The following is a 13371-nucleotide window of genomic DNA, read 5'->3' on the forward strand; positions in this document are numbered from 1 at the left end:
GGTTAAAGGTGAAAGGTGAAAAGTAATAATTGAATGCCATCCCGACGGAGCGCAAGCGACGAGGGATCTTCCTTATACGGGTATAAGCGGAAGATTCGTCGCCTATGGCTCGGAATGACAAGGGGCGCTCGGAATGACACGTATAATTATGAATTGTGAATTCTGAATTGTGAATTAACGAAATGATTTACCCCGCTACATTCGAGCAGAAGATCGGTTTCGACCGGCTCCGCGAGCAGGTCGCGGGGCTGTGTACCATGCGTGCGTCGCGGGAACTGGTGGCCGGGCAGGGCTTCTCGACCGCGCCCGATGAGATCGCCCGCCGGCTCGCGCTGGCCGACGAGATGCGCGTGGTGCTCGAAATGGAGCACGATTTTCCGGGCGGCGAATACCAGGATATAGACCGCATCGTAGCCAAGCTGCGCGTCGAGGGGACGTTCCTCGACGTGGAGGAGGTCGTGACGCTCCGCCGCGCGCTGGCGACAGTGGGGGCCGTCGTGGGCTTTCTCTGTAGCCGGGAGCGGCTCTATCCGGCCCTGTACGCCTTGACGCGCGGGGTAGAGGCGTTTCCGGGCATCGTGCAGCGCATCGACGGGCTCGTCGACCGCTTCGGCGAGGTGCGCGACAGCGCTTCGCCCGCGCTGTCGGAAATCCGCCGCGCGATCCGCGAACGCGAGGGACAGGCCGCCAAGCGCCTGCAACAGGTGCTCGCGGCGGCCAAGAGCGCAGGGATCGTGGAGGCCGACGCGCAGCTCTCGATCCGCGACGGCAAGGCCGTGATTCCGGTTGCGGCGGCCAACAAACGCAAACTCCAGGGATTCATCCACGACCAGTCGGCCACGGGCCGCACGTTCTATGTCGAGCCGGTCGAGGTGGTGGAGCTCAACAACGAGCTGCGCGAACTCGAATACGCCGAGCGGCGTGAGATCGTGCGCATCCTCACGGAATTTACCGACGAAATCCGTCCCGAGGCCCCCTTGATCGCCGCTTCGGGCGACTACCTGGCCCAGATCGACATGCTGCGCGCCAAGGGGAGGTGGGCCTCCGAGAACGGCTGCGTGAAGCCGATCCTCTCGACCGACGACCGGCTCGTGCTGAAAAACGCCCGCCACCCGCTGTTGCAACAGACCCTGCGGGCGCAGGGGCGCGAGGTCGTGCCGCTCGACATGCAGTTGGACCGCCGCAAGCGCATCCTGGTGATTTCGGGTCCCAATGCCGGCGGCAAGTCGGTCTGCCTCAAGACCATGGGCATCGTGCAGTACATGTTCCAGTGCGGCTTCCCGGTGCCGGCATCGGAGGTGTCGGAACTGCCCGTATTCGGGAGCATCTTCATCGACATCGGCGACGAACAGTCGATAGACAACGACCTATCGACCTATTCGTCCCACCTCCAGAACATGAAGCAGATGCTCGCGGGAGCTTCCGGCCGCACGCTGGTGCTGATCGACGAGTTCGGCTCGGGCACCGAGCCCGTGATCGGCGGGGCCATCGCCGAGGCGATTCTCGAAAAACTGCTCGAAAAGGGGTGTTACGGGGTGATTACGACCCACTACGGCAATATCAAGTATTTTGCGGCCAGCAACGAGGGGGTCGCCAACGGCGCCATGACGTTCGACGTGCAAAATATCCGGCCGTTGTTCCGGCTCGAGACGGGCAAGCCCGGCAGTTCGTTCGCCGTCGAAATCGCCCGCAAGATCGGGCTGCCGGAGGAGATCATCCGCCGGGCGAGCGAAAAGGCCGGGTCGGACCGGATCAACCTCGAGAAGCAGCTGCGCGAGATCGCACGCGACAAGCACTACTGGGAGCAGAAGCGCGACCGCATCCGCCTGACGGACCGCAAGGTCGAGGAACTGGAGCAGACCTACGCCGGGCAGCTGCAAAAAATCCGTGCCGAGCGGCAGGAGATTCTCAAAAAAGCGAAGTTGGAGGCGCAGCAGTTGGTCGCCGAGGCCAACAAGCAGATCGAAAATACGATCCGGACCATCCGCGAGGCGCAGGCCGAGAAAGAGTTCACACGCCTGGCGCGCCGCGAGTTGGACGAGTTCCGCGAGACGGTCGAGCGGGCCGACGCGGCGGAGCGCGAAGCCGATGTGCTGCGCGAGATCGAACGCATCGAACGCCGACGCCAGCGACGTGCCGAGCGCAGGACGCAGCAGCAGGCAGCCAAACCGGAGGCCGGGGCCGCCGAGCCGCCCAAACCAAGGCCCGTGGAGGCGGGATCGAAAGTCCGCATGGCCGGGCAGGAGATGGTCGGGGTGGTGCAGGCAGTCAAGGGCAAGCGGGCGCAGGTGGCGTTCGGTCAGATATTGACGACGGTCGACAAGTCGCTGCTGACCGTCGTGTCGAACAACGAATACCGCGAGGCGACGCGGCCCGTGGCGGCCCGGACGGTGATCGCGTCCGATATTTCGGCCCGCAAATTGGCGTTCCGCGACCACATCGACGTGCGCGGGATGCGGGCCGCCGAGGCGTTGGATGCCGTGCAGAACTTTATCGACGACGCCCTGATGGTGGGCGTGGGGTCGGTCTCGATCCTCCACGGCAAGGGGACAGGGGCTTTGAAAGAGGAGATCCGGCGCTACCTGAAGACGGTGCCCGAGATCGCCTCGGCCGCAGACGAACACGCCGACCGCGGCGGAGCGGGCATTACGATCGTGACTTTCGATTGAGGGGAAAGGTGAAAAGTGAAAGGTGAAAGGCAACTTTGTGGAGTAAGCAAGTGTGGAGACCGCTTCCCGGGCTATGTCGGGCAGCAGCAAAGTCAAGCTGCTAAAGGCGGGTTGAAAGGTGAAAGGTGAAAGGTGAAAGGTGAAAGGTGAAAGGCCATCGGTAGCTAAACCGTGAAGAACGGAAAACGGAAAGTAGAGGGGTAATAGGGAACGGGATTTTGCGACCCCTCGACTTTCGCTCGGGGATCGAAAGATATTCGGTTCGGAATGACACAGGGCGCAAGGCTCGCTGGAATCGTTAATTATTGAATGCTGAATTGCGATAAACGCAAAAACGATGAAATACCTGCTATCCCAAATTGCCGCGATCGTGGGCGGTGAAATGACGGGCTGCGACTCCGAGGTGCAGTCGGTGGTGACGGACAGCCGTTCGCTGACATGCGAACTGGGCGCTGCGCCCTTGTTCGTTGCCATGCGCGGTGCCAACCACGATTCGCACGACTTTGTCGCGCAGATGCGCGACCGCGGCGTCCGGGCCTTTCTGACCGAAAGGGAGGTGCCGGTGGCCGCGGGGTGCGGGTATGTCGTGGTGGAAAATGCCATCGAGGCTCTGCAACGGCTGGCGGCGCATCACCGCGCGCAGTTCCGGGGCAGGGTGGTTGCAATCACGGGTTCCAACGGCAAGACGATTATCAAGGAGTGGATCGCCGGGGAGTTGCCCCGGGAGGTGAAATGCTACCGCTCGCCCAAAAGCTACAACTCGCAGCTGGGGGTACCCCTGTCGGTGCTGATGATAGCGGGCGACGAGGAGCTGGCGCTTATCGAGGCGGGGATTTCCCGGCCCGGAGAGATGGAGCGGCTGGAGCGCGTGATTCGTCCCGATGCAGTGATCTTCACCTCGTTGGGCGACGCCCATCAGGAGAATTTCCGCGACCTGGAACAAAAATGCGAGGAGAAGCTAATACTGGCCCGCCGGGCGCGGACGATCGTCTACCACAGTTTTTACGAACCGCTGGGACAGCTGGTCGCCGAGCGATTCGCAGACCGCGAAACGGTCGATGCCGCAACGTTTCCCGAGCCCGCCGCAACGGTTGCGGGTAACGCCCCCATGCGCCGCAACGCGCAACTCGTCGAGGCGTTCTGCACCGCGACGGGCTATCCGGCCCCCGCATTTACCGCGGTTCCGAGCGTGGCCATGCGGCTCGAGGTGCGGGACGGGATCAACGATTCGGTGCTGGTCAACGACGCCTACAACCTCGATCTGAACTCGCTGGCCCTGGCGCTGGACTACCTGCACAACGTGGCGATGGGACGGCCCCGGACGCTGGTGCTGTCGGACATTGCACAGAGCGGCTTTCGGGACGACGAACTGTATGGCCGCGTGGCGGAGCTGGTCGCCCGCGCGGGTATCGACCGGCTGGTCGGGGTAGGGCCCGAACTCCGGCGCCACGCGGCGCTTTTCGGGTGCGCGACGGAGTTTTACGCCACGACCGGAGAGTGCATCGAGCGCATGAGCCGCCGTGCCGTGGCCGGATGCGCCGTGCTCCTGAAAGGGGCGCGGGAATACCGCTTCGAGAAATTGGCACACGCCCTCGCGCGGCAGAGCCACACCACGGTGCTGGAGGTGGACCTCGATGCCATGATCCACAATCTCAACTATTTCCGCTCGCGCCTCGCATTCGGCACCCGCCTCGTGGCCATGGTCAAGGCGGGGTCGTACGGCACGGGCGATTTCGAGGTCGCGCAGCTCTTGCAGCACCAGGGGGTCGACTACCTGGCCGTGGCGTTCGCCGACGAGGGCGTCCGGCTGCGCGAGCGGGGAATCACGATGCCCGTGGTGGTGCTCAATGCCGATGCCGACAGTTTCGATCAGATGGTCGCAAACCGGCTGGAACCCGAGATATACAGCGTGCACTCGCTCAGGGCCTTCGCAGCGGCGGCTGCCCATGCGGGCGAGATGCGCTATCCGATCCACATCAAGCTCGATACGGGGATGCACCGGCTGGGATTCGCGGAGGAGGAGCTCGCGCCTCTCATCGAGGAGCTGGCTTCGACGCCCGAGGTGCGGGTGGTTACGGTCTTTTCGCATCTGAACTGCGCCGACATGCCCGGCGTGGAGGAGTACACGCGCGCGCAAATCGCCCGGTTCGACCGCATGAGCGCACGGCTGGCGGCGGCGCTGCCCTGTCCTGTACTGCGCCATACAGCCAACTCGGCGGCGATCGAGCGCTTCCCCGAGGCGCAGTTCGACATGTGCCGCCTCGGACTGGGGCTTTACGGCTTCGGCTGGGAGCACAACGCGGCGCTGCGCCCGGTGGCGACGCTCCGGACCCGCATCGTGCAGATCAAGCGCCTGGCGGTGGGTGAGGCAGTCGGCTATGGGCGGGCGCAGGTATTGCAGCGCGACAGCGTCATCGCCACCGTGCCCATCGGATATGCCGACGGGCTGGACCGCCACCTGGGGTGCGGCCGTTGGGCGATGCGGGTGAACGGGCGTCCGGCGCCCATCGTCGGGCGGGTCTGCATGGACAGCTGCATGATCGACATCACGGACATTCCCGGCGTCGGCGAGGGCGACGAGGCGGTGATCTTCTCGCCCGAGCCGGGCAATGACCTCGAAACGATGGCCCGCGTGCTCGACACGATTCCCTACGAGATCATGACCTCGGTCTCGGCCCGGGTGAAACGGATTTACCTCAAGGAGTAAGCGTGTGCGGCTCTCGGAGCCGCCCCCCCCGGCGGAGACCCCCGATGCGTGCCCCGGAGGCTGCAACCCGAATTCTTCATTTTTAATTCTTAATTCTTCATTTCTTTGGAACCCGGAACCCTCTACCTGATCCCCTGTCCGATTTCGGACCAGACGGCACCGTGGGAAGTGCTGCCCGCGGCCAACCGCGCGGTGATGGACGCGCTGGACTATTTCATCGTCGAGAATACGCGCTCGGCGCGGCGGTTTCTCTCCGCGGCGGGCATTGCACGGCCGATCGGCGAACTGGAGTTCCGCGAACTGAACGAACATACGACGGCCGGCCGCGAGGTCGAGGAGCTGGTCGAACCGCTCGCTGCTGGCCGCTCGGCGGGCGTGATCTCCGAGGCCGGCGTGCCGGGCGTGGCCGATCCCGGAGCGCTGGTGGTCGAGGCGTGCCACCGGCGCGGCATCCGCGTGGTGCCGCTCGTGGGGCCGTCGTCGATCATCCTCGCGGTGATGGCTTCGGGGCTGAGCGGGCAGTCGTTCGCATTCAACGGCTACCTCCCGGTCAAGCCGCCCGAGCGGGCCCGGGCTATCCGCCATTTCGAGCGGCGCGCCTTGCAGGAGGGGCAGTCGCAACTTTTCATCGAGGCGCCCTACCGCAATATGAAACTCCTGGAGCAGCTCCTGGAGATACTTGCGCCCGCGACGCGCCTGGCCGTGGCCGTGGACCTCACGGCGCCCGCCGAGAGCGTCCGGATGCACGAGGTGGCCCGCTGGCGTACGCTGCCCCGGCCCGAAATGAACAAACGTCCGGCCATTTTCATCATCGGCCGATAGCGCAAACCGCGTGGTATACAATTTGATCGAATAGGTGGAAAGAATAACCGAAAAACAAGCGATATGAAAAAGGAAAAAATTTATAATGAGGAGGTTAGGGACCACGAAGAAGCCGCAGGCGGACCGAATTGCACCCCCGGCGAAACCGAGCCGCGTGCCAATGTGGCAGACGGGGAGCGGCAGGCGACTGACACAATGGCAGACGCCGCCGGAGAGGAGGGTGCGGACGAGCGGCTTGCGGCGGCGGTAGCCGAGTGGCAGGACAAGTTCATGCGTTTGCAGGCCGAGTTCGACAACTACCGCAAGCGCACGCTGCGCGAGAAGATGGAACTGGTCGAGAGCGGTGGACGCGATGTGCTGCTCGAAATGCTGCCCGTGCGCGACGACGTGCAGCGCGCCGTGGATGCCATGCACAAGTCGGACGACCTGGAGGCCCTGCGCGCCGGGGTGACGCTCATCTCGCAGAAATTCACCGAAGCGCTGCGCCGCAAGGGGGTCACGGAGATCGACGTGGCGGGCAAGGAGTTCGACGCCGACCTGGCCGAAGCGGTGGCGCGGTTCGATGCGGGCGAGGAGAAGCGGGGCCTGGTGATCGATGTCGTGCAGACGGGTTACATGTTGGGCGACAAAGTGCTGCGCTTTGCGAAAGTAGTTGTAGGAGAATAGGATCATGGCAGAAAAAAGAGACTACTACGAGGTGCTCGGCGTTCAGAAGAACGCCAACGCCGACGAAATAAAGAAGGCCTACCGCAAGGCGGCCATCCAGTATCACCCCGACAAGAATCCGGGCGACAAGGAGGCCGAGGAGAAATTCAAGGAGGCCGCCGAGGCCTACGACGTGCTCTCGAATCCCGACAAGCGGGCCCGTTACGACCAGTTCGGCCACGCCGGCATGAGCGGTGCGGCGGGCGGCGGTGCCGGGGGTTATGGCGGCTTCAGCGGCGGCGGATTCACGATGGAGGATATCTTCTCGCAGTTCGGCGACATCTTCGGCGGCCATTTCAGCGGCGGGGGTTTCCGGTCGGGTTCGTCTTCCGGGCGTCGCGTGAACCGCGGTTCGGACATCCGCATCAAGGTGAAGTTGACGCTCGCGGAGATCGCCTCGGGCGTGACGAAGAAACTGAAGATCAACAAGACCGTCGCCTGCGACAAGTGCGGCGGCTCGGGCGCACAGGATGCCAACTCCTACTCGACCTGCTCGACGTGTCACGGCACGGGGCACGTGACGCGCGTGGAAAACACGTTCTTCGGGCGGATGCAGACCGAGGGTGTCTGCCCGACGTGCGGCGGTACGGGCAAGGTCATCACCTCGCCTTGCGACAAGTGCAAGGGCGAGGGAACGGTCCGCGGGCAGGAGGTCGTGGAGATCCAAATTCCGGCCGGCGTGGGCGAAGGCATGGTCCTCACGGTTACGGGCAAGGGCAATGCCGCGCGCCATGGAGGCGTCAACGGCGACTTGCAGGTTTTGATCGAGGAGGAGCGCCATCCGGAGCTGATGCGCGATGGCAACGACCTGATCCACAACCTCAATATCACCGTTACGACGGCCATCCTGGGCGGCTCGGTCGAGGTGCCCACGGTGGACGGGCGCGCCAAGATCAAAATCGCACCCGGCACGCACGCCGGCAAGGTGCTTCGTCTGGGCGGCAAGGGCATTCCCGACGTCAACGGATACGGCCGCGGCGACGAGTTGGTGGTGGTCGACATCACCATCCCCTCGAAACTCAACGCCGAGGAGAAGCGTCTGGTCGAGCAGTTGGCCGCGCAGCCCGATTTCCAGAAAGCCGAATCGGTCCGCAACCAAAATATCTTCGAGCGGATGAAGAGTTTTTTCCGGTAGCGGCATCCGGCGCGCCGTTCGGGCGCTGGCCGGACAGCGTGCCGGGAAGAGAAACCGGACGGCCCGCCGAGCTGGTTGCACCTCAAACCCCCGCTTCGGCGGGGGCTTGTCGTATGGGTGAAAAAGGGGGCTCGCCGGGCAATAAATTTCGACGAAAATGCGTATCTTTACAAAAAAATAGGAGGAAACGGCCATGTTGGGTTTTACCCCTTTCAAGAAACACGCAAACAAGTTCAACTACATACCGCGCTATTACGATCCCGAAAAGGAGGCGCGCGAGCAGCGCCGCGCCGAGCTTCGGGGCGAGCGCGCCGAGGAGGGCGAACGCACCTACCGCCCCGGGCAGTACATTCGCACGCAGCGCGAGGCCCGCGCCGCACGCCGCGCCCGCGAGGACGACCGGGGCCGCAAGCGCATCTGGACGATGGCCGTGGCCGTGGTCCTGGTGTTGTTGTTCGTCGCCCTGTTGTATCCGCGGCTGGTGGCGCTCTTCGTCCGTCCGGCTGCCCCCGCCGCAACCGAAGCCGCCGCGCCCGAAAGCGTTCGGCGCAATGCGCTCGACCAGTCGGGCATCGGCGACGTGGAGTGGCAGGAGCAGACGATTACCGTAGTACCCAACGATTACAGCGAATAGATGGCAGACCGGATCAGATTACTGCCCGAGATCGTCGCCAACCAGATCGCGGCGGGCGAGGTGGTCAACCGGCCCGCCTCGGTGGTGAAAGAGATGATGGAGAACGCCATCGACGCAGGGGCTACGCGCGTGCAGGTCAATTTCCGCGACGGCGGCAAGGACCTCATCCAGATCGTCGACAACGGCTGCGGCATGTCGCCCATCGACGCGCGGATGGCTTTCGACCGCCACGCCACGAGCAAAATATCGTCGGTGGATGACATCTACGCCCTCCGCACGTTCGGCTTCCGCGGCGAGGCGCTCGCCTCGATCTCCGCCGTGGCGCAGGTCGAACTGCGCTCGCGGCAGGAGGGCGACCCGATGGGAACCCAGACCGAAATCAACGGCGGGGAGTTCGTGCGCCAGACGCCCGTCATGTGCCCCGTGGGGTCGCAGTTCTATGTGCGCAACCTCTTCTACAACGTGCCGGCGCGCCGCCGGTTTCTGGACAAGAGCACCACGTCGGCGTCGCAGATCAAGAGCGAGTTCCAGCGCGTCGCGCTGTGCAATCCCGGCGTGGCTTTCGAACTCTACGCGAACGACGCCCCGATCTACATGCTCGCGGCCGGCTCGCTCGCCGCGCGCATCGTCGAGGTCGTCGGGCGGCATATCAAACAGAATCTGCTGGAGGTCGAGGCCGACACTTCGATCGCCCGCATCGAGGGGTATATCGGCCGCCCGGCGGCCGCCAAGCGGCGCAATACGGAGCAGTATTTGTTCGTCAACGGCCGCTATTTCCGCAGTTCGTACCTTGCGAGCGCGATTCTCAAGGCCTACGAAAAGCTGATCCCCGAGAGTTGCACGCCCTCCTATTTCCTCTACCTTACGATCGACCCCGCGCGCATCGACGTGAACGTCCATCCGCAGAAAACCGAGGTCAAGTTCGCCGACGAGGAGGCGGTGTGGCAGATCGTGAACGCCGCCGTTCGGGAGACGCTGGCAAAGACGGGCGCCGTGCCGCTGATGGATTTCGACCGCGAGGGCGATGTGGAGATACCCGTCATGCAGAAAGGGGCTGTGTACAGCGAACCGCGGGCCATGTCCAACGCCGACTACAACCCGTTCCGCGAGGAGTATATCGACCCCTCGGCTCCCGACCCCAACGTCGATTTCGCGGGATTCGACGTGCCTTTCCGCGATCCGGCTGCCGGCGTGTCGGATGCCGGCGCGTGCTTCAGCGCCGGGGAGAGCGGCGGTTCGGGCACGGTATCTCCGGCAGCCGGTTTCGGCGCCGAAGCGGATGGCTTCCGTGTCGGGTCCGGAGCCTTTCGGTCGTTCGGCGCTTCGGCGGGCGGATTCTCCCTTTCAGGCGACGCTTCGGAGGCGTTCGAGGAGTTCGTTTCGGGAGAGGACGGCGAGAGCCTCATCGAATTCGTTTCGTCGGAGGGCGATGCGGAGCAGCAGCGGTTGGATGTGGATCGGCGGGCCGAATTTTCGGAGCCGTTGTCCGTGGGCGGCGGGTACCTGGTCGCCCTCATGGACGGCCGCTTGGTCGCAGTGGATGTGCGCCGGGCCCGCGAACGCATCCTCTACGAGGAGTACCTCGGGATGCTGGGGCACGGCTCGTCGGTGAGCCAGCAACTGCTCTTTCCCGAGCGGCTGGTGCTCTCCGGCGATGAATATGCGCTCCTGGAGCAACAGGCTGTGGAGTTCGCAGCGCTGGGGTTCGACATCGATTTCAAGGGCGAGGGGGCTATCGAGGTGAAAGGGACGCCGGCCGACATGCCAGCGGATTCGGTGGATACGCTGCTGTTCGAACTGTTGCAGGCCTTTGCGACGCCGGGGTCGCTCGCCGATCTCAGGCGCGAGAAGATCGCCGCCGTGATGGCGCGCAGCGGCGCCCGCAGCGTGCCCCGTCAGCTCGGACGGCCGGAGGCAGAGGCGCTTCTGGCACAGCTCGCCGCCACGGGCAATATCAGTTTTTCGCCCTCGGGCAAAGCCGTCGTGGCCGAAATCACGCCCGAAGATTTGCGCGCCAAACTGGGTTGATGTCCCGCAGAAAGAGAAAAAAGGTTATATTTGCAGAGCGCAAGCAAGCCGCCGGCCGAAAACGGCAACCCGCCTTGCGACCCCTCGACGATGCTCGGGGAATGAAAAAATGGATTGTGGCGGAAAGCGGAGAAATCCGGAGCCTCGCATTTGCGACCTCTCGGGAAAGCCGCCGCAGGCGGATTGCAGTGCATTTGTGGATAGGAGTGCAAACAGCGAAGAATAACAAATAGAGAAAAGATAGAAATGAACCGTTTTTTTCAGACCCCGCCGGTTGTCAAGAATTTGATAATCATCAATCTGCTGATCTTCATGGCCACGGCCCTGCTGCCCGTGGGCGAGCGGATCATGGGCTGGGGCGCGCTTTCGCTCGGAACGCCGCTCTTCCACACCTACCAGTTCATCACCTACATGTTCCTGCACGCCAATTTCGAACACATCTTCTTCAACATGTTTGCCCTGTGGATGTTCGGGCGCACGCTGGAGTACGAACTGGGATCGAAGCGGTTTCTGATCTATTACATGATCTGCGGCGTGGGCGCCGCGCTGATCCAGTACCTCACGGCCCTGGCCTTTGGCGAACTGCCCCTTTTCCTGGTCGGCGCTTCGGGGGCGGTGATGGGGCTGCTGCTGGCATTCGGGGTGATGCACCCCAACGCGGTCATCATGCTGCTGATCCCGCCCATCCCGATGAAAGCCAAGTGGTTCGTCATCATCTACGCCGTGATCGAGCTGTTCCTCGGCTGGCGGGGCGTGGGCAATGTGGCCCATTTCGCCCATATCGGCGGCATGCTTTGGGGCTTTCTGCTGCTCCACTGGTGGAAACGCAGGGGGATAATCCGCTTCTGATATGGCCGAGTCCTATTACGACGGGTACGGAAGCCGCTCGGCGAGGCCGCGGCGGAGCCTGGCGATGTGGCTGCTGGATGCGGTCATGACATTGCTCACGCTGGTCGTCGCGGTGACCATGGCGGTCACCTATTTCGTGCCCTATACCAACCCGGCGCGGGTCTGGTTCTTTCCGCTGCTGGGGCTGGCCGCTCCGGCGGTCTACGTCGCCACGCTCGTGCTGGCGCTCTACTGGATCATCCGCTGGCGCTGGCTGCGGGCCGGGACGATGCTGGTGCTGGTCGCGGCGGGACTCTTTCAGGTCTCGTTGTTCTGGCGGCCCGAATTGCGGCGCAACTACCACGCCCAAGCCTACGACCGCGCGGCTATCAAGGTGATGACCTACAACGTCCGTAACTTTTACGGCGAAAAGGGCGGTAGCAGCGTAGAAGACATTCTGGCTCTGATCGAGGAGCAGGACCCCGACGTGATCTGCTTGCAGGAGTTCAATGCGCGGCTGGCCCAAAAGGAGGAGGGCTTCGAGCGGATCGAAGAGAAATACGAGCGCGCGGCGTTCGGGCGTACCCAGCTTCCCGATTCGCTGCACGGCACGCCGCTGATGATTCTGAGCAAGTACCGCATCCTCAGATCGGGGACCGTGCTGACCCCGGCCTCGTCGGTCTGGGCCGACCTCGTGATCGGCGAGGACACGGTGCGGGTGTTCAACAACCACCTGCGCTCGACGGCCATCACGGCGTCGGACAACGAGTACCTGACGCGCCGCGGGTTTCTTTCCGATACGGCCCGCGAGGTCAAGTTGCGCAGCATGGTGGACCGTTACCGTGAAAACAGCGTGTTGCGAGCCGCCCAGGTCGACTCGATCGCCCGGGTGGTCGCCGCGGTTCCGACGCGCCGCATCCTGTGCGGCGATTTCAACGACACGCCCATGTCCTACGTCTACCGCACGATGGCCCGCGGGCTCAACGACGCTTTCTCGGCGTGCGGATCGGGCTATTCGCATACCTACCGGGGGTTTTACAACATGCTGCGCATCGACTACGTGCTCTCGTCCGAGGGGTTCGAGACCATCTCCTACGAGGTGCCGGCGGTCGACTATTCGGATCATCATCCCGTCCTTGTACGGCTCAGGAAGCATACTACCCACTAAAAAAATACGATTATGATTTTCGATTCCCTGAAAAACTGCGCGACCTATTACGGCGTGAATCCGCGCATGAAGCGTGCTTTCGAACTGATCCGCTCGACCGACTGGACCGCCACGGAGCCGGGCATTCACCACCTGGACGGCAAGGACATCTACGTCAACGTGATGGAGCGCTGCCTGAAGCAGCGCGCCGATGCCAAACTGGAGGTGCACAACGAGTATATCGACATTCAGGTGCTCGTTGCGGGCCGCGAGGAGGCGTTCGGCTGGAGCGACCGCGCCGATGTGAAAAAGCCCCAGGGCGATTTCAACGCAGAGAAGGATATTCAGTTCTTCGACGACGAGCCGCAGACCTACTACACGCTGCGGCCCGGACAGTTCACGATCCTCTTTCCGGAGGACGCCCACGCGCCGATGGTCGGTGAGGGCACGGTACGCAAGATCATCGTCAAGGTCCGCAAGTAAGCGGGAACCGGACGGCTGCTTGCAGGAGGGCGACACGACAGCGTGCTGTGCGGCGGAGCGTCCGAAGCGGAGTGCCGCCTGCCTGAACCCATGACCCGTGCGGTCCGGCCATGCGCCGGGCCGCTTTTTCGTGCCTGCGGATGAAAAAATCGGTCGGAAGCGCTTGCCGTTCGGGAAATTATCGCTACATTTATTCGCTTCATTCTGAAACAC

General features: G+C 63.4%; 10 protein-coding genes. All 10 read left to right on the forward strand.

What is annotated here, in order from left to right:
• Positions 1-182: 182 nt before the first annotated feature.
• Positions 183-2669 (forward strand): endonuclease MutS2, encoded by a 2487-nt coding sequence (locus tag ACMQ11_RS08810; protein WP_418992396.1) that lies wholly within the window; start codon positions 183-185, stop codon positions 2667-2669.
• A gap of 337 nt (positions 2670-3006) precedes the next feature.
• Positions 3007-5376 carry an alanine racemase gene (alr, locus tag ACMQ11_RS08815; protein WP_418992397.1) on the forward strand — a complete coding sequence of 790 codons (2370 nt, stop codon included), beginning with the start codon at positions 3007-3009 and terminating at the stop codon, positions 5374-5376.
• A gap of 105 nt (positions 5377-5481) precedes the next feature.
• A complete protein-coding gene (locus tag ACMQ11_RS08820; RefSeq protein ID WP_418992398.1) occupies positions 5482-6198 on the forward strand; it encodes an SAM-dependent methyltransferase in 717 nt (238 codons plus the stop codon).
• A gap of 63 nt (positions 6199-6261) precedes the next feature.
• Positions 6262-6864 (forward strand): nucleotide exchange factor GrpE, encoded by a 603-nt coding sequence (locus tag ACMQ11_RS08825; protein WP_418992399.1) that lies wholly within the window; start codon positions 6262-6264, stop codon positions 6862-6864.
• Between the two features lie 4 nt (positions 6865-6868).
• Positions 6869-8038, forward strand: coding sequence for a molecular chaperone DnaJ (dnaJ, locus tag ACMQ11_RS08830; RefSeq protein WP_418992400.1), 1170 nt, complete (start codon positions 6869-6871; stop codon positions 8036-8038).
• Between the two features lie 193 nt (positions 8039-8231).
• Complete coding sequence (locus ACMQ11_RS08835; protein ID WP_418992401.1) at positions 8232-8672, forward strand: hypothetical protein; 441 nt, start codon at positions 8232-8234, stop codon at positions 8670-8672.
• The gene (gene mutL / locus ACMQ11_RS08840; RefSeq protein WP_418992402.1) at positions 8673-10700 is read left to right on the forward strand and encodes a DNA mismatch repair endonuclease MutL; all 2028 of its coding nucleotides are present in this window, start codon (positions 8673-8675) and stop codon (positions 10698-10700) included. It begins immediately after the preceding gene.
• A 246-nt stretch (positions 10701-10946) separates the two neighbouring features.
• Complete coding sequence (locus ACMQ11_RS08845) at positions 10947-11549, forward strand: rhomboid family intramembrane serine protease (RefSeq protein ID WP_418992403.1); 603 nt, start codon at positions 10947-10949, stop codon at positions 11547-11549.
• Between the two features lies 1 nt (position 11550).
• The gene (locus ACMQ11_RS08850; RefSeq protein ID WP_418992404.1) at positions 11551-12696 is read left to right on the forward strand and encodes an endonuclease/exonuclease/phosphatase family protein; all 1146 of its coding nucleotides are present in this window, start codon (positions 11551-11553) and stop codon (positions 12694-12696) included.
• A gap of 12 nt (positions 12697-12708) precedes the next feature.
• Positions 12709-13158 carry a YhcH/YjgK/YiaL family protein gene (locus ACMQ11_RS08855; RefSeq protein WP_418992405.1) on the forward strand — a complete coding sequence of 150 codons (450 nt, stop codon included), beginning with the start codon at positions 12709-12711 and terminating at the stop codon, positions 13156-13158.
• Positions 13159-13371 lie beyond the last annotated feature (213 nt).

The organism is Alistipes sp., from assembly GCF_048465575.1.
Lineage (GTDB): Bacteria > Bacteroidota > Bacteroidia > Bacteroidales > Rikenellaceae > Alistipes.

Excerpts from the sequence above, each read along its gene's own strand:
- ACMQ11_RS08845 (WP_418992403.1), top strand. The coding sequence starts at position 10,947 with ATGAACCGTTTTTTTCAGACCCCGCCGGTTGTCAAGAATTTGATAATC.
- ACMQ11_RS08835 (WP_418992401.1), top strand. The coding sequence starts at position 8,232 with ATGTTGGGTTTTACCCCTTTCAAGAAACACGCAAACAAGTTCAACTAC.
- ACMQ11_RS08810 (WP_418992396.1), top strand. The coding sequence starts at position 183 with ATGATTTACCCCGCTACATTCGAGCAGAAGATCGGTTTCGACCGGCTC.
- alr (WP_418992397.1), top strand. The coding sequence starts at position 3,007 with ATGAAATACCTGCTATCCCAAATTGCCGCGATCGTGGGCGGTGAAATG.
- mutL (WP_418992402.1), top strand. The coding sequence starts at position 8,673 with ATGGCAGACCGGATCAGATTACTGCCCGAGATCGTCGCCAACCAGATC.
- ACMQ11_RS08825 (WP_418992399.1), top strand. The coding sequence starts at position 6,262 with ATGAAAAAGGAAAAAATTTATAATGAGGAGGTTAGGGACCACGAAGAA.
- ACMQ11_RS08855 (WP_418992405.1), top strand. The coding sequence starts at position 12,709 with ATGATTTTCGATTCCCTGAAAAACTGCGCGACCTATTACGGCGTGAAT.
- ACMQ11_RS08850 (WP_418992404.1), top strand. The coding sequence starts at position 11,551 with ATGGCCGAGTCCTATTACGACGGGTACGGAAGCCGCTCGGCGAGGCCG.
- dnaJ (WP_418992400.1), top strand. The coding sequence starts at position 6,869 with ATGGCAGAAAAAAGAGACTACTACGAGGTGCTCGGCGTTCAGAAGAAC.